Origin of the sequence: Nocardia sp. NPDC056952, from assembly GCF_042674185.1 — a bacterium.
In the GTDB taxonomy this organism is placed as follows: domain Bacteria; phylum Actinomycetota; class Actinomycetes; order Mycobacteriales; family Mycobacteriaceae; genus Nocardia.
Map to the genome: position 1 here is coordinate 70973 of NZ_JBHURA010000007.1, position 18126 is coordinate 89098.

General features: G+C 67.3%; 18 protein-coding genes. 11 read left to right on the plus strand and 7 right to left on the minus strand.

The window, feature by feature from the left end; all coding sequences use genetic code 11:
• Positions 1-16 precede the first annotated feature (16 nt).
• The 4 genes from ACFTS5_RS23630 (at position 17) to ACFTS5_RS23645 (ending at position 3651) form a co-directional block, all read left to right on the plus strand.
• Positions 17-1186, plus strand: coding sequence for a sulfate/molybdate ABC transporter ATP-binding protein (locus ACFTS5_RS23630; RefSeq protein WP_378634646.1), 1170 nt, complete (start codon positions 17-19; stop codon positions 1184-1186).
• Between the two features lie 98 nt (positions 1187-1284).
• The gene (locus ACFTS5_RS23635; protein ID WP_378634648.1) at positions 1285-2034 is read left to right on the plus strand and encodes a LamB/YcsF family protein; all 750 of its coding nucleotides are present in this window, start codon (positions 1285-1287) and stop codon (positions 2032-2034) included.
• Between the two features lie 15 nt (positions 2035-2049).
• A complete protein-coding gene (locus tag ACFTS5_RS23640; RefSeq protein ID WP_378634650.1) occupies positions 2050-2724 on the plus strand; it encodes an allophanate hydrolase subunit 1 in 675 nt (224 codons plus the stop codon).
• A gap of 69 nt (positions 2725-2793) precedes the next feature.
• Positions 2794-3651 (plus strand): biotin-dependent carboxyltransferase family protein, encoded by an 858-nt coding sequence (locus tag ACFTS5_RS23645; RefSeq protein WP_378634652.1) that lies wholly within the window; start codon positions 2794-2796, stop codon positions 3649-3651.
• Position 3652: 1 nt separating this feature from the next.
• Here ACFTS5_RS23645 and ACFTS5_RS23650 read toward each other — a convergent pair whose 3' ends face one another.
• Positions 3653-5176: a DUF4185 domain-containing protein gene (locus tag ACFTS5_RS23650; protein WP_378634654.1), complete on the minus strand. Its 1524-nt coding sequence runs from the start codon at positions 5174-5176 to the stop codon at positions 3653-3655.
• A gap of 92 nt (positions 5177-5268) precedes the next feature.
• Here ACFTS5_RS23650 and ACFTS5_RS23655 point away from each other — a divergent pair, with 92 nt between their 5' ends.
• Complete coding sequence (locus ACFTS5_RS23655) at positions 5269-5505, plus strand: hypothetical protein (RefSeq protein WP_378634655.1); 237 nt, start codon at positions 5269-5271, stop codon at positions 5503-5505.
• Here the strand turns inward: ACFTS5_RS23655 and ACFTS5_RS23660 are convergent.
• Entirely contained in the window at positions 5474-6787 is a 1314-nt protein-coding gene (locus ACFTS5_RS23660; protein WP_378634657.1) for an MFS transporter, read from the minus strand. The genes ACFTS5_RS23655 and ACFTS5_RS23660 overlap by 32 nt on opposite strands.
• A gap of 142 nt (positions 6788-6929) precedes the next feature.
• Between ACFTS5_RS23660 and ACFTS5_RS23665 the strand changes: the two genes are divergently transcribed.
• Positions 6930-7649 (plus strand): pirin family protein, encoded by a 720-nt coding sequence (locus ACFTS5_RS23665; RefSeq protein ID WP_378635249.1) that lies wholly within the window; start codon positions 6930-6932, stop codon positions 7647-7649.
• A 2-nt stretch (positions 7650-7651) separates the two neighbouring features.
• Here the strand turns inward: ACFTS5_RS23665 and ACFTS5_RS23670 are convergent, their stop codons facing one another.
• A complete protein-coding gene (locus ACFTS5_RS23670; RefSeq protein ID WP_378634659.1) occupies positions 7652-8182 on the minus strand; it encodes a hypothetical protein in 531 nt (176 codons plus the stop codon).
• 220 nt (positions 8183-8402) lie between these two features.
• Between ACFTS5_RS23670 and ACFTS5_RS23675 the strand changes: the two genes are divergently transcribed.
• The 5 genes from ACFTS5_RS23675 to ACFTS5_RS23695 all read left to right on the plus strand — a co-directional run bounded on the left by ACFTS5_RS23675 (position 8403) and on the right by ACFTS5_RS23695 (position 13789).
• Complete coding sequence (locus tag ACFTS5_RS23675) at positions 8403-9257, plus strand: helix-turn-helix domain-containing protein (protein WP_378634661.1); 855 nt, start codon at positions 8403-8405, stop codon at positions 9255-9257.
• Positions 9258-9267: 10 nt separating this feature from the next.
• Entirely contained in the window at positions 9268-9633 is a 366-nt protein-coding gene (locus ACFTS5_RS23680) for a DUF397 domain-containing protein (protein WP_378634662.1), read from the plus strand.
• A 42-nt stretch (positions 9634-9675) separates the two neighbouring features.
• Positions 9676-11691 (plus strand): M13 family metallopeptidase, encoded by a 2016-nt coding sequence (locus ACFTS5_RS23685; protein ID WP_378634664.1) that lies wholly within the window; start codon positions 9676-9678, stop codon positions 11689-11691.
• A 66-nt stretch (positions 11692-11757) separates the two neighbouring features.
• Positions 11758-12513: an MBL fold metallo-hydrolase gene (locus tag ACFTS5_RS23690; protein WP_378634665.1), complete on the plus strand. Its 756-nt coding sequence runs from the start codon at positions 11758-11760 to the stop codon at positions 12511-12513.
• A 94-nt stretch (positions 12514-12607) separates the two neighbouring features.
• Complete coding sequence (locus ACFTS5_RS23695) at positions 12608-13789, plus strand: Fic family protein (RefSeq protein WP_378634668.1); 1182 nt, start codon at positions 12608-12610, stop codon at positions 13787-13789.
• On the opposite strand, the gene ACFTS5_RS23700 is transcribed toward ACFTS5_RS23695, so the two are convergent.
• The 4 genes from ACFTS5_RS23700 to ACFTS5_RS23715 all read right to left on the minus strand — a co-directional run bounded on the left by ACFTS5_RS23700 (position 13786) and on the right by ACFTS5_RS23715 (position 18055).
• Complete coding sequence (locus ACFTS5_RS23700) at positions 13786-14862, minus strand: ABC transporter ATP-binding protein (protein WP_378634669.1); 1077 nt, start codon at positions 14860-14862, stop codon at positions 13786-13788. The two genes, ACFTS5_RS23695 and ACFTS5_RS23700, sit on opposite strands and share 4 nt — an antisense overlap.
• Before the next feature lie 68 nt (positions 14863-14930).
• The gene (locus ACFTS5_RS23705; RefSeq protein ID WP_378634671.1) at positions 14931-16259 is read right to left on the minus strand and encodes an ABC transporter substrate-binding protein; all 1329 of its coding nucleotides are present in this window, start codon (positions 16257-16259) and stop codon (positions 14931-14933) included.
• Between the two features lie 21 nt (positions 16260-16280).
• A complete protein-coding gene (locus tag ACFTS5_RS23710; protein WP_378634673.1) occupies positions 16281-17147 on the minus strand; it encodes a carbohydrate ABC transporter permease in 867 nt (288 codons plus the stop codon).
• The gene (locus ACFTS5_RS23715) at positions 17144-18055 is read right to left on the minus strand and encodes a carbohydrate ABC transporter permease (protein ID WP_378634676.1); all 912 of its coding nucleotides are present in this window, start codon (positions 18053-18055) and stop codon (positions 17144-17146) included. The genes ACFTS5_RS23710 and ACFTS5_RS23715 overlap by 4 nt, the downstream gene beginning before the upstream one ends.
• Positions 18056-18126 lie beyond the last annotated feature (71 nt).

Consider the following 18126-nt stretch of genomic DNA (forward strand, 5'->3'; position numbering starts at 1 on the left):
TCCGAGCGGGCTGTCGGTGTCCGCGCGGATCGCCGGCCGCCATCTCGACTTGCGGATCGAAGCCGGCCCCGGCGAAGTACTCGCCGTGCTCGGCCCCAACGGCGCGGGGAAGTCGAGCTTGCTGCAAGTCATCGCCGGACTGCTGGTCCCCGACGAGGGCCACGTACGACTCGGCGAACGCACCCTCACCGACACTGCCGAAGGCATTGCGCTGCCCCCACATCGGCGCGGAGTCTCTCTGCTCGCCCAGGACCCACTCCTGTTCCCCCACCTCAGCGTGCGCGACAATGTCGCCTTCGGCCCACGCAGTCGAGGCGCCAATACGCGCACCTCCCGCGAAATCGCCGAATACTGGCTGAGCGCCGTCGATGCGAAAGAATTCGCCGACCGCCACCCCGGCGGGCTCTCCGGTGGCCAATCCCAGCGTGTCGCCCTGGCCCGCGCTCTCGCCGTCGACCCCGACCTGCTGCTCCTCGACGAACCCATGTCGGCGCTCGATGTCGATGTCGCCCCGGCCATGCGAACCCTGCTCCGTCGCGTCCTGCGCGACGAACCCGGTCGCGCCCACCCCCGCTGCGCCGTCCTGGTCACCCACGACATCATCGACGCCATCACCCTCGCCGACCGCCTCTTTGTCCTGGAAGCGGGCCGCATCGTCGAATCGGGCCCGGTCGCCGAGGTGATGGCGCACCCCCGCAACCCCTTCGCGGCCCGCATCGCCGGCCTCAACCTCCTGCGCGGCACCGGCGTCGAGTCAGCGCTCCTGACAGGTCCGGTGGCCGAACGCGGTGGCCTGCTCACCGGTGCCGGCGAACCGCAGGCACCGCGGACTCACCCCGGCGATCCGGCCCCGGCCCTGGGGACGGTGCTCGTCGACGACCTCGGCGTCGATGGCTGCGTCGTCGGCGATTTCCTCCCCGGCGCCCACGCCGCGGCGGTGTTCGCTCCGGCCGCGGTGTCGGTATTCCGCAGCCGGCCCGGCGGTAGCCCACGCAACGTGTTCACCGTCGACATCACCGAGATCACCGACCGGGGCGGCATCGTCCGGGTTCGCGGTGACGCACCGCAGGCGCCTGGTCTCTGCGCGGACCTGACCCCCGCCGCTGTCGCCCAACTCCACCTCACCACCGGCATTCAGGTCTACTTCGCGGTGAAGGCCGCCGAGGTCCGCGTGTACGCCTGCTGAACCGCGCCCCGGTGATAACGGTATGAATCTGTGCGTTCATGCTCGAAATACCGGGGTACATTCCCGGCGAGTGACCCGCGAAGACCGGAGGGCATCGCATGCCGCTGGACCTGAACAGTGATCTGGGCGAGGGCTTGGGCCCGTGGCGGATGGGTGACGATGCCGCCATGCTCGACATCGTGACCAGCGCGAACATCGCGTGTGGTTTCCATGCGGGCGATCCGACCATCATGCGCCGCACCTGCGAACTCGCGGTGGCCAAGGGGGTGCGGATCGGCGCGCACGTCGGCTATCGCGATCTGGTGGGTTTCGGCCGCCGCGATATCGCCATCGCCCCGGCCGATCTGCGCGACGAGGTGCTCTATCAGATCGGCGCGCTCGCGGCCTTCGCGCGGGCGGCGGGCGACCGGGTCCGCTATGTGAAACCACACGGTGCGCTCTACCACGCGGCCGCGCGCGATCGCCTGCTCGCCGAAGCCCTTGTCGCCGCGGTGGCCGAGGCCGAACCCGGTCTCGCACTGCTCGGACCGGCGGGTACCGAACTGGAACGGGCCGCCCAGCGGGTGCGTTTCGTCGGTGAGGGATTCGCTGACCGGGCCTACACTGCAACAGGTTCGCTGGCCCCGCGCGGAGTTGCCGGGGCGGTGCTGTCGGCCGACGACGCCGTGGCCCAGGCGACAACTCTTGCGCTGTCGGGGACCGCGCGTACCGTAGACGGTCCCGGTACGGTCGCCGTGTCCGTGGCCAGCGTGTGCGTCCACGGCGACTCTCCGGCGGCCGTCGAGATGGCCCGCCGGATTCGGGGGGCGCTCGACGAAGCCGGGATACCGGTGGAGCCGTTCAGCTGAGGGGTGGGAGGCACGATGGACATCGATTGGAACGCGCGGATCCGGCCCGCGGGTGACCGCGCCATGCTCATCACCCTCGACGACCCGCGCCCGGTACAGCGCTTGGCCTCCGCGCTGCGCGTGCACGCGATAGCCGGTGTCGAGGATGTGCTGCCCGCGGCGGAAACCGTGCTGGTCACCATGCATTCGGTGAGTTACGGCGTGCAGGTCCGCCGTGAGCTCGTCGCGCTGCTCGACCGGCTGGATCACGAGCCACCGCAAGCGGATTCGCCGGATGTTTCCCGTGGAACAGTGCCGGATACCGAGCCGGTGGTGGAGATCCCGGTGCGCTACGACGGCGCGGACCTGCCCGAGGTGGCGCGGTTGCTCGACCTGTCGATCCCGGAGGTGATCGCGGCGCACACCGGCACTGTCTGGCGGTGCGCGTTCGTCGGTTTCGCGCCCGGTTTCGGCTACCTCACCTCGCCCGACGGCAGGCTCACGGTGCCACGCCGCACCCATGCCCGCACGGCCATTCCGGCCGGCGCGGTGGCGCTGGCCGGCGGATATTCGGCCGTCTACCCGCGCGGCACGCCGGGCGGTTGGCAGTTGATCGGCACCACCGATCTGCGAATGTGGGCGGTGGACCGCGATCCACCCGCGCTGGTGCGGGCGGGTTCGGCGATCAGGTTCGTCGCTTCCGACGAATAGCTGCTTCGGCGGAAAATCAAGGGCTGCTCAACGGTGCGCCGCCTCGACAGCGAATCGGGGAGAGATCGCATGCTGATCTTCATCGAACGGGTGGGGCCGCTCGCGACAGTGCAGGACCTGGGCAGACAGGGCTGGTTCGATTCCGGCGTCGGCCAGGCGGGTGCGGCCGACCGCGGGTCACTGCGGCTGGCGAACCGGCTGGTCGGCAATCCGGAGGACTTCGCCGCCATCGAAGCGCTGCTCGGCGGTCTCGCCTTGCGCGCCGACGGTCACCTCACCGTCGCGGTCACCGGCGCGCCCGCCCCCGCCACCGTCGACGGCACCCCGGTCGGGCACGCGAGTGTGCTCGAACTCGACGAGGGCCAGGTGCTGCGACTGGGCCTCGCGAACACCGGTCTGCGCAGCTACGTGGCGGTGCGCGGCGGTATCGATGTGGCCAAGGTGCTGGGTTCGCGCAGCCGCGACACCTTGTCCGGCATCGGTCCCGACCCGCTGGTGGTCGGCACGCAGCTGCCGGTCGGTCCCCCGCCGCGCACCCTCCCGACCGTGGAATTCGCGCCGGTTCCGCTGCCGCCGAAAGTGCTCACGGTCCGAGCGTGTCCGGGCCCGCGCGCGGACTGGTTCACCGATCCCGATCAGCTGTTCCGCGGTTCCTGGATCGTTTCCACCGACACCGACCGGGTCGGCGCCCGGCTGGATCGCGGCGACGGACCCCCGCTGGTGCGGTCGATCGGCCGTGAATTGCCCTCCGAGGGCGTGGCGCTGGGCTCGGTGCAGGTGCCACCGAGCGGTCAGCCGGTCGTCTTCCTGGCCGATCACCCGATCACCGGCGGTTATCCGGTGATCGCCGTCGTCCTGGATGCCGATGTCGACCGTGTCGCGCAGGCTCGCCCCGGCGACAGACTGCTGTTCGTGGCGGCGTCCTGACTCAGCGCGGCGGATTCAATCGCGCGTGCATGAGGTACACGTTGTAGCTGTCCCACGCCGACATCGTGAAGTACAGGTCCTGCGCGGTCGACCAGGGATGGATGAACCCGCCGTACGCCTTCGGATACATCTCGGTGGACACCAGCGGCACTGTCGAGGTCCAGGCGCCCTGCGGCTGGCCGGCGGTCCGCAAAACGATCTGGCTCGCGGCCGAATCGAGATAGACCATCTGCCACTGCCGGCTTTCCTCGTCGAACCGCACCGACAGCTCGCTGGCCATCCCGTTCACGAGCGGTGTCGCCGAATTCTGCGCCGCGGGCGCCCAATTGCCGTCCACCCAGTACTGGTAGGCCGTCTTGTTGAGCACGTCGGCCTTGCGCACCCTGGCCAGGCCGATCGTCCCGATCCGGCCGTTGGGCGTGCCGAACATGTAGACGTAGTCCCCGTGCGGCACCATCGCCGCCACCTGGAATTGCCCGAGGCCGAACATGTTCTCCCAGCGGGCATGCTGATCTTTGGTCCAGGTCGAGCCGCCGTCGTCGGAGTAGGCGAGTCCGCCGTAGTTCGTCATCCACATGCCGGGGATCTTCGACCAGTGGTTCACCGACATGTAGCTCATGAACTGCCGTTTGCCGAGCGCGAACCCCGAGGTCGGGATCGTGGTGGTCTCCCAGTTCTTGATCTTGCGGCTGCCGAGGAGCTCGGCGGCGTGACAGGGGCTGTCCTGCACCATCGAGTCGATGGTGATGCCGTCGCTCAGATCCTTGTCGGTGCTGTAGGCCAGCACATTCGATCGCCAGTCGGCGCCGTCGGAGCCGGCGCCGCCGTAGGCCCAGCCCTCGCCGAAGGTGTCGCCGAAAACCATGGCCACCTTGCCCGGTTCGGTTTCCCAGAACAGCCCGAGGTCGGTGCCGTCGACCTGCCAGCGCATATCGGTCCGGTTGGTCGAGCCGTGTCCGGTGACCTGGTCCACGAGGCGGACGGACTCCACCTTCGCGGGCGTGACCGGCGCCCCCAGCGGACCGCGCTCGATCGGCCGGACCACCGGTTCCGGCGCTTCCTGGGCCGGTTCGCCCTCGCCGCCGGGCACCGGGATCGGAATCGGCTCGATCTCCGGGTTGATCCTGATCCGCGGCAACGCGATCGCCGATCCGGTCGAGGTGGACTCGTCCGTACTTTCCGGTTCGGGTTCCGGCGTGTCACGGACCTCCGGGCACGGATTGCGGCACGGGTCCGAGGGCAGCGGAACCTGTGCGACGCGCGTGTTGTCGTGCGGCGGGTCGGGAATCGGTACCGGCGTCAGCTGCGGTACCCAGACCGGGATGTCGATACTCGGCGGCAGGACCGGCGCGGGCGGTGCGGCCGGGTCGGGCAGCCGGTTGACCGGGTCGAATCCTGTTTCCCCGCAGAGATTCACCGGCGGGGGCACCCACGGCAGCGGGCCCGCCTGTGCGGGGACGGCGAGGATGGCGGACAGCAGCACACCCACGGCGGCAGTTCCGTGCGATACCGGTCTTGCGCGCATCTGGCTCCCTCGAATCGGTGTCGGCGAGGAACACCTGTGATCTTGTGAGAACTTACCGGAACCGATCGCTGTTGCCGTGCGTCCAAACACATGTGAACGAAATCGAGTACGTCTTCGGAACCGGCGACGCGGTCGTGCACCACTGGTCGAGCTACGACGAACTGGCCGACACGAGCGTCGTCGACGCGCTCTGGATCGATTACGACACCGGCGTCGACCACGACACGCTGCTCCCCGACATCGCGCCGGCCACCGCCGATCACCGAACGGTGCTGGCCCAGGAACCCGCGGGCACCCTCAGCAGGCCACCCTGGCTCGACGGGAATTGAGCACGATGGCCGCGATGCCGAGGGCGTACACCCCGGCGCCGGCCAGCACCACCCCGATCGAACGTCCGTCGGCCGGGATCACCAGCGCGGTCACCGCGATCGCCAAGACGAAGCAGACGTTGAAAACCGTGTCCTGCAGGGCGAATACCTGTCCGCGCTGGTCGTCGTCGATGTCGATCTGCATGCTCGCGTCGCCGGTGAGCTTGATCGTCTGCCCGGCGAGGCCGAGCCCGAACGCGCCTGCCAGCAGCAGTCGGTGCGCGTTGTCGACCGCGGGCCCGGTGGCCAGCGCGATCGGCGTCACGAGCGTGAGCTGCACGATCACCGCTGTCGTGAGCCCGAGCAGTACGGTGCGCGGCCTGCCGAGGCGCGGAATCAGGATCGGCGCACCGATCGCGGCCAGCAGCATGCCCGCCGCCGCGAAGCCGATCGCCACCCCGAAGCCGACCAGCCCGCCGCTCATCTCGGCGCCGTCGGTGGGCTGGCGCAGCACCAGCACCATGATCAGCGTGTTCATTCCGAAGACGATGCGATGCGCGCCGATGCCGATCATCGCCGTGGTCACCTGGGCCGCACGCCACACGGCCCGCGCGCCGGTGCGCAGACCGGTCGCGATGGCGTGCACGGTGCTCTCGGTCGCGGCCGAGCCACGGTCCGGCCCGAGCACATGCGGTCCGAACCCGTAGGCCAGCACCGCGCCGACCAGCGAGCCGAGCCCGCTCAACGCCACCGCGACCGCCGAGGCCGCGTCGCCCGCGCCGATCAGCGCGATCACCGCCACCGACGCCGCGGCGCCGATCCCGGCACATACCGAGGCCACCGTCGCCAGCACCGAATTCATCGGCACCAGCCAGCGCTGCTCGAGCACCCGCGGCAGCGCCGCCGACACACCGGCCAGCACGAACCTGCTGATCCCCACCGTCGCCAGCGCCAGCACCAGCAGTGGCGTCTCCCCCACGCCCACGAACAGCCCGATCGCGGCCACGCCGATCAGCACCGCCCGCGCCACACTCGCCGCCAGCAGCACATTGCGCCGATCCCACCGATCCAGCAGCGCGCCCGCGTACGGCCCGAGCACCGAATACGGCAGCAGCAGCACCGCGAAACCGGCGGCGATGGCCAGCGGATCGGTCTCGCGTTCCGGGTTGAACAGGATCGCGCCCGACAGGGCCGCCTGGAACATCCCGTCACCGAACTGCGCGGCCAGCCGCAACAGGGCCAGCCGTGGCACCCGCGGGTTCCGGCGGACCACCTCGCGGGTGTCGCGAAGCAGATGTCTCATCGAGATCGGCTGCTCATCCGCCGTATTCGAGCCGTCAGGGGGATGAGTCGACACGTCATGACCATAGTGGTGCCAGAATTGAAGGGTGACGCCCACATCGACGACACCGCCGCGGATCGAACTACACCGCGGTGGCGACCGGATGAAGACGCGGATCCCGTGGCTCGACTCCAAGCATTCGTTCTCCTTCGGCGAGCACTACGACCCCGACAACACCCATCACGGGCTGCTGCTGGTGAACAACGAGGACGTGGTGCTGCCCGGCGAGGGCTTCGACACCCATCCGCATCGGGACATGGAAATCGTCACCTGGGTGCTCGGCGGCAGCCTCGTGCATCAGGATTCGCTCGGCCACAACGGTGTCATCTATCCGGGTCTGGCCCAGCGCATGAGCGCGGGCACGGGCATCATGCACTCGGAGAAGAACGATTCGTGGCGCCTCGACGGCAAGACCCACGACGAGCCGGTGCACTTCGTGCAGATGTGGGTGGTTCCGGATGAGCCGGGCGTCGACCCCGGCTACCAGCAGCTCGAGATCGACGACGAGCTCGCGCGCGGCGAGCTGGTGACGGTCGCGTCGGGCCTACCTCGCTATCGCGACCGCACGGCCATCGCGATCAATTCCTCACATGCCGCCATGCACGTTGCCAGGATGACGGCTGACAGTCCCGGCGTCACCCTTCCTGATGCCCCCTACCTGCATGTTTTCGTCGCACGCGGTGAGGTCGACGTCGAGGGTCTCGGCACCCTGTCCCAGGGCGACGCGATTCGGCTGACCCGCTCCGGCGGCCAGTTGATCCGTCCGCACGGCGACGCCGAGGTGCTCGTCTGGGAGATGCACGCGCGCCTCGGCGGTGGGTGAGCTCAGGCCGAACCCGGCTGCCGGATCAAGGTCGCCGACTTGGCATTTGTCCTGGTAGCGGCAACGATCTGCGCGAAATCGGGTCGGAAGTCGCCGTCGGGCGCCTGCATCCAGGTGCGATATCCGCTGCGCTCGTCGGCCGGCGACGGCAGCACCACCTCGCTACCGGGCAGGGCGACCGAGGCGCAGACCCGGAACAGCTCGGCGAACAGCACGGTGTCGAGGTAGGAGTTGTCGACCGGCCCGGTGAGGAAGGTCCAGCGGCCGGAGCGGGGGTGGGCGATGATCGGCCCGCAGCGCAGGCCGCGCGTGACGAGCATCCCGCGGACTCGTTCGCCCAGCGTCGATGGCATCACCACCGCGCCGACCGCGCCGATCTCGAGCACGATCCGTCCCAGCGCCGCGTCGACGACGCCGTAGAGGCCATGGTGCTTGCGGTATTGGCGACAGCGCGCCAAAGCGTCCTGGGTGGCCGAGTATTCCTCGGCCGCCGTATACCCGCCCTTGTCCTCATCAGTGTGCAACGTGCTCATCACGACCTCGTCTCTGTCGACGGTGGTTCGATGTAGCTGTGAGTTCGCTCGATTGGGGCGAATCTCGGCGAGAAGTGGAGCATCACGACCAGGTGGCGCGGAAACTTTTTCATAACGGCAGGACGTGAGGGAAAAATGCCGTTCTACGCAGCCTATAGCCGCACAACCGCGCTGACAATAGTCAGTAGCTGGTGTGTCGATCAGCGTACGATATTCGCCCATGGCTCCCGTTTCGCCGACCGTCGCGCGGTGGGAACTCGTCCTGCGTCTGCGCGAACTCCGTGAGCAGCGCGGATTCGATTCGGCCGGGTTCGCCCGTCGCGTCGGGTTCACGCCCGCGAACTGGTCGCATGTCGAGAAGGGCAGGCGGGTGCTCACCCGCACCACCATCGAGCCGGTTCTCGACGTTCTCGATGTCACGCCCGACGAACGCCTCGAGCTGCTCGCCCTGCTCGAAGCGAGTAAGCAGCGCGGCTGGTGGACGACGGCCTCCTCGGCGCTGATCGGTCCCGAGCTGCAGCGGCTGTACGGGATGGAGGCGGGCGCGCAGAGTATCCGCAGCTACGACAGCATGATCGTGCCCGGTCTGTTGCAGACCGAGGCGTACGCGCGGGCACTGATCAGTGCCGATGTGATGATCCGCCCGGTCCAAGTTGACCAATTAGTCTCGATACGGCTACGTCGCCAGCAGCGGTTGCACGGGCCCGATCCGCTGGAACTCACCGCGGTGCTCGGCGAGGCCACTCTGCGTCAGCAGACCGGCGGTGGTGAGGTGCTGCGCGGGCAGTTGCGGCACCTGGTCGCGCTGGTGCGCGAACTCGACACCGTCGACGTGCGCGTCATTCCGTTCAGTGCGACCGAGGGGGCCGTGCTCGGCGGTTCCAGCTTCCATCTGCTCGACTTCGCAAGCGATCAGCTACCTACCTTCGCCTGGGCCGAGAGCGCGGTGTTCGGCGGTCATGTCGACGACGCCGAACAGGTCCGCGATCTCGGCTTCGCCTACGTACGTGCCCGCGAGCAATCCCTTTCCCGCACCGAATCTCTCGCCCTGATCAGGGAGTATGCAAGCGTGTAAGATTCTGGGTATGTCCACCACCGCTCGCCGCCGCCCGGCCGAACACGGCTGGTTCACCTCGTCACGCTCGAATAACGGCAACCAGTGTGTCGAGGTTCGTTTCGATGGAGACGCTGTCCAGATACGAGACAGCAAATTCCGCCGCAACCCGATGAACGCCGGCCTGGACGAGCCCATCATCACCGTCGACGCCCCCCTCTGGACAGCCTTCCTCCACTGCCTTCTCACCGCCCGCCCCCACCCCGACCTGGTGGCCCACACCTCCCCCGACGGCTCGACGACCCTCCGCCACGAAGCCGTCGTCCTCCGCTTCACCCCCGAAGAGTGGAATGCCTTCGTAGCCGGCGTCCGCGACGACGAGTTCGCCTGCGTGTAAGACCACGTCGCCGGCCATCGGTGTTTCGGCATACTGGGGGGCGTGACTTCTGATCTGAGCGCTCCCTCCGGTATTGATCTGTCCTTCCGCGATCAGGATGTGCGGGTGCAGGACGATCTGTTCGCGCATGTCAACGGGCAGTGGTTGGCCGGGTATGAGATCCCGGCCGACCGGGCTGTCGACGGTGCGTTTCGCACGCTCTACGACCAGGCCGAGCTAGATGTGCAGGCGATCATCACCGATAGTGCCGCCGGTGCGGCCGACGATGCCGACGCCCGCAAGATCGGGGATCTGTTCTCGAGCTTCATGGCCACCGATGTGGTCGCGGCGGCCGGGTTCACACCTGTCGCCGAGGAGTTGCGCGCGATCGCCGAGGTCGGCGATCCGAGTGCGTTCGCCGCGCTGCTCGGGCGCTTGCAGCGCACGGGGGTCCGTGGCGCGCTCGCCTACTACGTGGACACCGACGACAAGAACTCCACCCGCTACCTCGTGCACGCGACCCAGTCGGGCATCGGGCTGCCCGACGAGTCCTACTACCGCGCCGACGAGTTCGCGGAAATCCGCGACGCGTACCTCGCGCACATCACCAAGACGTTCACCATCGCCGCCGCGGACGCGTCGCTGGCGGGCCTGCTCCCCGCTGACCCGGCCGACGCGGCCCGCCGCGTGTTCGAGCTGGAACGCACACTCGCCGCGGGACATTGGGATGTCGTCCGACGTCGGGATGCCGAAAAGAGCTACAACCTCACCACTTTCGCCGACCTGGTCGCCGAGAACCCGGAATTCGACTGGGCCGCGTGGGTAGACGGTGTCGCCACCGGACTCGACCGTGACGGCAAGGACCTGTTCGCCGAACTCGTCGTGCGTCAGCCAGGCTACGTGCGCGCCTTCGCCGCCGCGTGGGCCGAGGTGCCGCAAACGGATTGGCAGGCGTGGGCGGCGTGGCAGGTGCTGCACGCGCGTTCGGGGTTCCTCACCGACGAGATCGTCGAGGAGTACTTCGACTTCTACGGACGCACTCTCACCGGCGCCGAGGAGAACCGCGAACGCTGGAAGCGCGGTGTGTCGCTGGTGCAGGAACTGCTCGGTGAAGCAGTCGGCAAACTGTATGTGGCCCGGCACTTTCCGCCGCAGGCCAAGGCCCGCATGGTGGAGCTGGTGGCCAATCTCCAGGAGGCCTACCGCCGCAATATCGCCGACCTCGAGTGGATGGGCCCCGACACCCGCGCGGCCGCACTGACCAAGCTGGAGAAGTTCACCCCCAAGATCGGCTACCCCGACACCTGGCGCGACTACTCCGCGGTCGAGATCGACGCGAGCGACCTCGTCGGCAACTACCGCCGTGGCCATGCCGCCGAGCACGACCGTGACCTGGGCAAACTGGGTGGTGAAGTCGATCGTGGCGAATGGTTCATGACCCCGCAGACCGTGAACGCCTACTACAACCCCGGCATGAACGAGATCGTGTTCCCCGCGGCGATCCTGCAGCCGCCGTTCTTCGACATGAACGCCGACGACGCCGCCAACTACGGCGGGATCGGCGCGGTGATCGGGCACGAGATCGGGCACGGCTTCGACGACCAGGGCGCGAAGTACGACGGCGACGGCAACATGCAGGACTGGTGGACCGACGAGGATCGCGCCGAGTTCGGCAAGCGCACCAAGGCCCTGATCGACCAGTACAACGTGCTCTCCCCCGCCGACCTGGACGACGAGCACACCGTGAACGGCGAATTCACCATCGGTGAGAACATCGGCGACCTCGGCGGACTGTCCATCGCCCTCGCCGCCTACAAGATCTCGCTCGAAGGCAAGGAACCTCCGGTGATCGACGGCCTCACCGGGCTGCAGCGCGTCTTCTACGGTTGGGCGCAGGTCTGGCGCACGAAGGCCCGCACCGAGGAGGCGATCCGCCGTCTCGCCGTCGACCCGCACTCCCCGCCGGAGTTCCGCTGCAATGCGGTGATCCGCAATATCGACAGCTTCTACGAGGCTTTCGACGTGACTCCGGCGGACAAGCTCTACTTGAAGCCGGAGGAACGTGTGACCATCTGGTGACGAGGTCTCGACCCTGCCGGTCGCCGGTAGGGTCGAAACCCACTGCATCGGAGAGGGACAATTCTCATGCGTCACCAGCAGGTCGCCGACAACGTCTTCACCATCGCGGGCACGGACGTGAACATGGTCCTGCTCCGCGAGGGTCGTGACCTCACCCTGATCGACGCGGGGTGGTACGGCGACGCCGGCCTGATCGAAGCCACCGTCGAGGCCCTCGGTCATCGCCCCGAGGACATCACCGCGGTGCTGCTGACCCATGCACACCTGGACCACGTCGGCGCCCTCAACCACCTACAGGCGAAGTACGGCATCCCCGCCTACACCAGTCGCCTCGAGGTGCCGCACGCCAAAGGCGAGGTCCACGAGTCCGCCACCCCGCTCGACGTGATCAAACGCCTCACCGACGTCTCCACCTGCGGCTGGGCTCTGCGGATCACCCGCGCGGGCGGCCTCCGTAAGAACCAGGTCCCCCACATCCAGCCCTTCCGCACCGCGGGCGAGCTGGATCTTCCCGGCCACCCCACGCCGATCGCGACCCCGGGACACACCTCGGGCCACTCCGCCTTCCATCTCGCGGCCGCCGGCGCGGTAGTCACCGGCGACACCCTGGTTACCGCGCATCCCACCTCGAAATTCACAGGCCCCCAACTACTTCCCGACTTCTTCAACCACTCGACCCCGGAAACCCTCACAGCACTCGAGGCCCTCGAGCCGCTCGCCGCCGACCTGGTTCTCCCCGGCCACGGTGACCCCTTCACCGAGGGCATCCGGCAAGCTGTCGACCGGGCGCGGACCCACACGAGAACCGAACGGCGCGAATAACGAGTAGTCACCTAGTTGCTGTCGTCACTTTCGGCAAACGCGAGTAGCGACCATGTAAGTAGAGTTTGCGATAGCGAAAGTACAGTAAGAGCACATGGATTGGCCGGCCCACCGCACGGAGCAGCGTTCCTGGCAGGCGCGTGACGGACGAAGTCCGCGAGTCGGCCCCGTCCCCGAACAGGCAGCGGTGTCGATCCCACCGCGCATCGCCGAACTCGACTTCGCCACCAGGCGAACAACATCGGCTAGCGAAGCCGCCGTGATCGCCGTGACGCATCTAGAAGCCGGCCAGGGCCAGTATTCGGCACCGTTGCGCGAATTCCTGCTGCGCAGCGAAGCTGTCGCGTCGTCGCGGATCGAGCACATCGATGCGGGGTGGCGAGCATTCAGCAAATCCTTCGGCGGCGCGACGGCCGGACCTGAGGCGGCGTCACAGGTCAGCGCGGTCCGGGCACTCACCGGACTGGTCGACAGTGCGGCGACCAGCCGGATCACGGAGGCGAATCTGCTCAGCGCCCATCGTGTGCTGATCGCTCCGGAGTGGGAGAAGGCCGGACGCTTCCGGACCGTCCAAACCTGGATCGGCGGTAGCGATTACACGCCGCTGCACGCCCTGTATGTGCCACCGCCACCGGAACTCGTGCCCGAACTGGTGGCCGACCTGCTCGCCTTCGTCGCGCGTGGTGATCTGCCGATCCTGGTCCAAGCGGCGATCGCGCACGCGCAGTTCGTGTCGATCCACCCGTTCGTCAGCGGCAACGGCCGGATCGGACGCGCCCTGGTGAGCGCCATTCTGCGCAGACGCGGGCTGACCGACAGAGTCACCGTCCCCTTGGCGTCGGTCATGCTCGCCGACACCTCCCGCTATTTCGCCCAGCTGGCCGCCTACCGCGCCGGTGCCGCCGACGAATTCGTCATCTATCTGGCGCTCGCCGCGGTGTACGCCAGCGAGGCGGCGATCGACTCGGCCCGCACTCTCGCCGCGCTCCCCCAGCGATGGCGAGACCGCGCCCGCCCCCGCGGCGGTTCCGCCGACGAAGCGCTCTTGGCGAACCTGGTCGAGCACCCGATTCTCACCGTGGCCGACGCGAACGCCATCACGGCGACAACCGATTCGGCGACCTACCGTGCCCTCGAACGACTGGTCGACGTGGGCATCCTCGACGTCGTCTCCGACTCCAAACGAAACCGAATATGGGCCGCCACCGACATCCTCGCCGAACTCGACGCCCTCAACGCCGCGATCGGCCGCCGCACCGCGGCGGGCCTGTCCTAGCGCAAGCGCAGTTCGGTGTCCGCGTCGAAGAAGAACACCTCGTCCGGCTTCGGCCGCAGGTGCAGGGTTTCGCCGAGGGTGGTCTGGAAGCGGCGGTCCACCCGGACGACGATCTTGCCGGAGCGGGTGGACCAGTCGGTGCCCGCGCCGTGGGTGTAGACGAAGGATTCGGCGCCCAGTTCCTCGAGCAGTTCGGCGACGACGGTGATTCCGGTGGGATCGGTGGTGACTTCCCAGGATTCGGGGCGGATGCCGAGAACCACGCGCGCTCCGGAGATGTTGCGGGGCACCGGGATCCGCAGTCCGTCGAGCACTGCCTCGCCGTCGGCCACGGGGGCTTCGAGCAGGTTCATGCCGGGTGAACCGATGAACCCGGCAACGAAGGTGTTCAACGGATTGTCGTACAGCTCACGCGGAGAGGCGATCTGCTGGAGGGTTCCGTCGCGGAGCACCGCGACACGGTGCCCCATCGTCATCGCTTCCACTTGGTCGTGGGTGACGTAAACGGTGGTCGTGCCGAGTCGCTGCTGCAACGCCGCGATCTGGGACCGGGTGCTCACCCTCAACTTCGCGTCCAGGTTGGACAGCGGCTCGTCCATGCAGAACACCTGCGGGCGGCGCACGATGGCGCGGCCCATGGCAACGCGCTGACGCTGGCCGCCGGAGAGCTTGGCCGGTTTGCGGTCGAGCAGCGGCTCGAGTTCGAGCATCGCTGCGGCTTCCTTCACCCGAACCAAGGTGTCGGACTTCGACATTCCCGCGTTGCGCAGCGCGAAGCCCATGTTCTCGGCGACGGTCATGTTCGGGTAGAGCGCGTAGCTCTGGAACACCATCGCCACGTCGCGGGCGCGCGGCGGCAGGTCGGTGACATCGCGCTCACCGATGCGAATCGTGCCCGCCTCCACGGATTCGAGTCCGGCCAGCATCCGCAGGCTGGTCGACTTGCCGCAGCCGGAAGGGCCGACCAGCACGAGGAATTCACCATCGGCGATGTCGATGTCGAGTGCGTCGACGGCGGGGGCGTCGGCGCCGGGATAGCGATGGGTCACACCGTCGAACTGCACTGTCGCCATGGCGAATTCTCCTAGCGGGGAAAGCGAAACGGGCCGGTGGTCACAACGAACACCGGCCCGTGGGGGAACTACTTGGGCAGCTTGGGCGTGATCTGCCGGTCGATGATCGCCTGCACGTCGGCGGCCACCTTCGCGAGAACCGTTGCCGGATCGGCGTTCTGGAGGCCGATCTGCTCGTAGCCGGTGCCGATGATCTGATCGGCGCCGGGCACGAACACGCGGGCGTAGTCCTGCGACTTCGCTACCGAGAGCTGGTCGATGGCGACCTTGGAGTTGGGGTTCTTCGCCAGGAAGTCGATCTCGCTCGGGTCGGTCACGGCCGACTTGCGCACCGGCATATAGCCCGTGTTCTGTGTGAAGTACGCCGTGTTGGCCGCGTTGGTGATGAACTCGATGAACTTGAGCGCGTTGACCTTTCGCGTGTCGGAGATCCGCGACGGAATCGCCAGACCGGCGCCGCCGGTGGTGACGCCGGGACCGTTCGGGTGCGGCAGGAACGCGGTGCCGACCTCGAACTTGCCGTCGGCGTTCTTCTTGATGCCCTTGAGGTCGCCGGTGGAGGCGATGGTCGAGGCCGCGACGCCGGTGCCGAAGTCGACCGCGATCTGCGGGCGGATCGCGGCGTACTTCTTGACGTTGATCGAGTCGCGCAGGTAGGTGGCCGCGGCGATCGAACCCGGATCGGTGAACTTCAGCTTCCACTGATCGGAGTAGGCGCCGCCGAAGGTCCAGTTCGGGCCCTGGAAGGTCCAGCCCAGGTAGTTCTTCGCGTCACCCCAGGCGTGCGCGAACTTGTCGGCGCCGACGAGCGACTGCAGCTTCGGGCCCCACTCGTCGAATTCCTGCCAGGAGTTCGGGCCGCGGTCGGGCAGTCCGGCCTTCGCCCAGACGTCCTTGTTGTAGTAGAACAGCGGCGTCGAGCGGGCGTAGGGCAGCGCGTAGTGCTTGCCGTCGAACAGGTAGTCGGCGGCGAGGGAGTCGACGTAGTCGCTCAGCTGCACACCCGCGGCGCCGAAGTGCCCGTCGAGCGGTTCGATGGCCTTGCTCAGCGCGTAGTTGAACCACCAGACGTCCGACAGCACCACAACATCGGGCAGGTCACCACCGGTGAGCGCGGCGTTGAACTTCTGCGCCACCTCCTCGTAGTTCTTGCCCGCGTCGACCAGGTTCACCTTCAGGTCGGGGTTCTTCGCCTGGAACCGGTTGATCAGCTCCAGCTCCAGCTCCTTGGAGGTACCGGGGTGGTTGGACCAGAAGGTGATCGTGTTGGCGTCACCGGAATCACCGGATCCGCCGCCGGTGCCCGCGCACGCGGACAGCGCCGCGGCAGCGGCGACGCCGCCGGTCAGGCCGAGGAAGCCACGGCGACTCAACGCCGGGAATCGTGAGTTGGACACTGGCGAACTCCTGTTCGAGAACTATCCCTTGACCGCACCGGAGGTGAGGCCCTTGATCATGTGACGTTGCAGGGCAAGGAAGACGATGAGGATCGGCAGCATCGTGAGCACGGTGCCCGCCATCACCGGCCCCCAGTTGGTGACGCTGGGGTTCTCGGTGTTCTGCAGCAGGGTCAGGCCCACCGGCAGCGTCGCGACATCGGCGGAATCGGCCATCAGGAACGGCCAGAGGTACTCGTTCCACTCGTTGACCAGCGTGACCACCGCGAACGCCACCATCGTCGGTCCCGACATGGGCAGCACCACGCGGGTGAGCAGCCGCCACCAGTTCGCCCCGTCCATCCGCGCCGCCTCGATCACCTCGGCGGGCAGCGACAGGAAGTGGTTGCGCATCAGGAAGGTGCCGAAGGCGACGCCGCAGAGCGGAATGATGATGCCCTGGAAGGTGTTGCGCCAGCCGAGCTGGGCGATGAACGCGTAGTTGGAGATGACGGTGATCTGGTTGGGCACCATCAGTGCCGCGATGATCACCAGGAACACGATGTTCTTGCCGGGGAAGCGCAGGAACACCAGGCCGTACGCGCTGAACACCCCGAGCGCGAACTTCACCACCGACACCACGCCGGTGACGATCAGCGAGTTCCGCAGGAACGTCCAGAACGGCACCGTGGTGGTGGCGTGGCTGTAGTTCTCCGGGTGCCAGCTGTGCGGCCAGTAGACCGCGGGCTGGGTGTAGATGTCGGAGCGGTCCTTGAGCGAGGTGATCAGGATCCAGAACAGCGGAACTCCGACGATGATCAGCACACACACCATCGCCCCGTAGCCGAGGAGCGTCACGGCACGTTCGCGCCGCTTGTACGACAGTGTTTGCGGGCCTACATGTTTCATCGTTCGCCTCGGTCCATCACGCGTACCTGGATCAACGTGACCACCAGCAGCACCACGAACATGATCGTGGCCACGGTGGCGCCGTAGCCGGCCCGGAAATTGCGGAACGACTCCTCGTACACCTGGAACACCATCGTCGTCGTGCCGTTGCCGAGCGGTCCGCCGCGCGTCATCACATTGATGATGTCGAAGACTTGCAGCGAGTTCAGCAACACGGTGATCGACAGAAAGAAGGTTGTCGGACGCAGTTGTGGCAGAAGAACTTTCGTGAATCGGGTCCAGCTGCTCGCGCCATCCATTTCGGCCGCTTCGAGCAATTCGGCGCGCACACCTTGCAGCGCGGCCAGATAGATCACGAAGGCATAGCCGAGGTTCTTCCAGATGTAGGTGAGCGTCACCATGAACAGGGCCCAATCCGGGTCCTGATAGAAATCCGGCACATTGTCGACGCCGAGCCGGTGCAGGACGTCTTGTACCAGACCGAAACTCGGATCGAAGATGAATTGAAAAGCTACGCCGATCGCCGCGCCCGAAATCACGAACGGCGCGAAAATCGCCGAGCGGACTACATTGCGCCCGAACAGTTTTCGATCGAGCAGCATGGCCAGCGCGAGACCGAGCGCCATACTCACCACAACGGCCGCCACGGTGAAGATCACCGTATTGCTGACGACCTTCCATGAGTCGTCGCGCTGCCACCACTCGATGTAGTTGTCGAACCCGACCGAATTCGCTACCGGTTCAGCGATATTCCAGTCGGTGAACGATAGCCGGATGTTGTCGGCAAGCGGTCGGTAAACGAACAGGGTGAGCAGCGCCAGGTTCGGCACCACTAGTACCGCGAACAGCGCGTAGTCCTGCCACGGACGGCTTCTCCCGGGGAGTACCCGCTCTGGACTCTTTCGCACCGCGGCAGCTTTACGGCGCATGGCGAACCGTTGGTTAACCCTGCCCGCCGATTTTCTGAACATCGGGCACA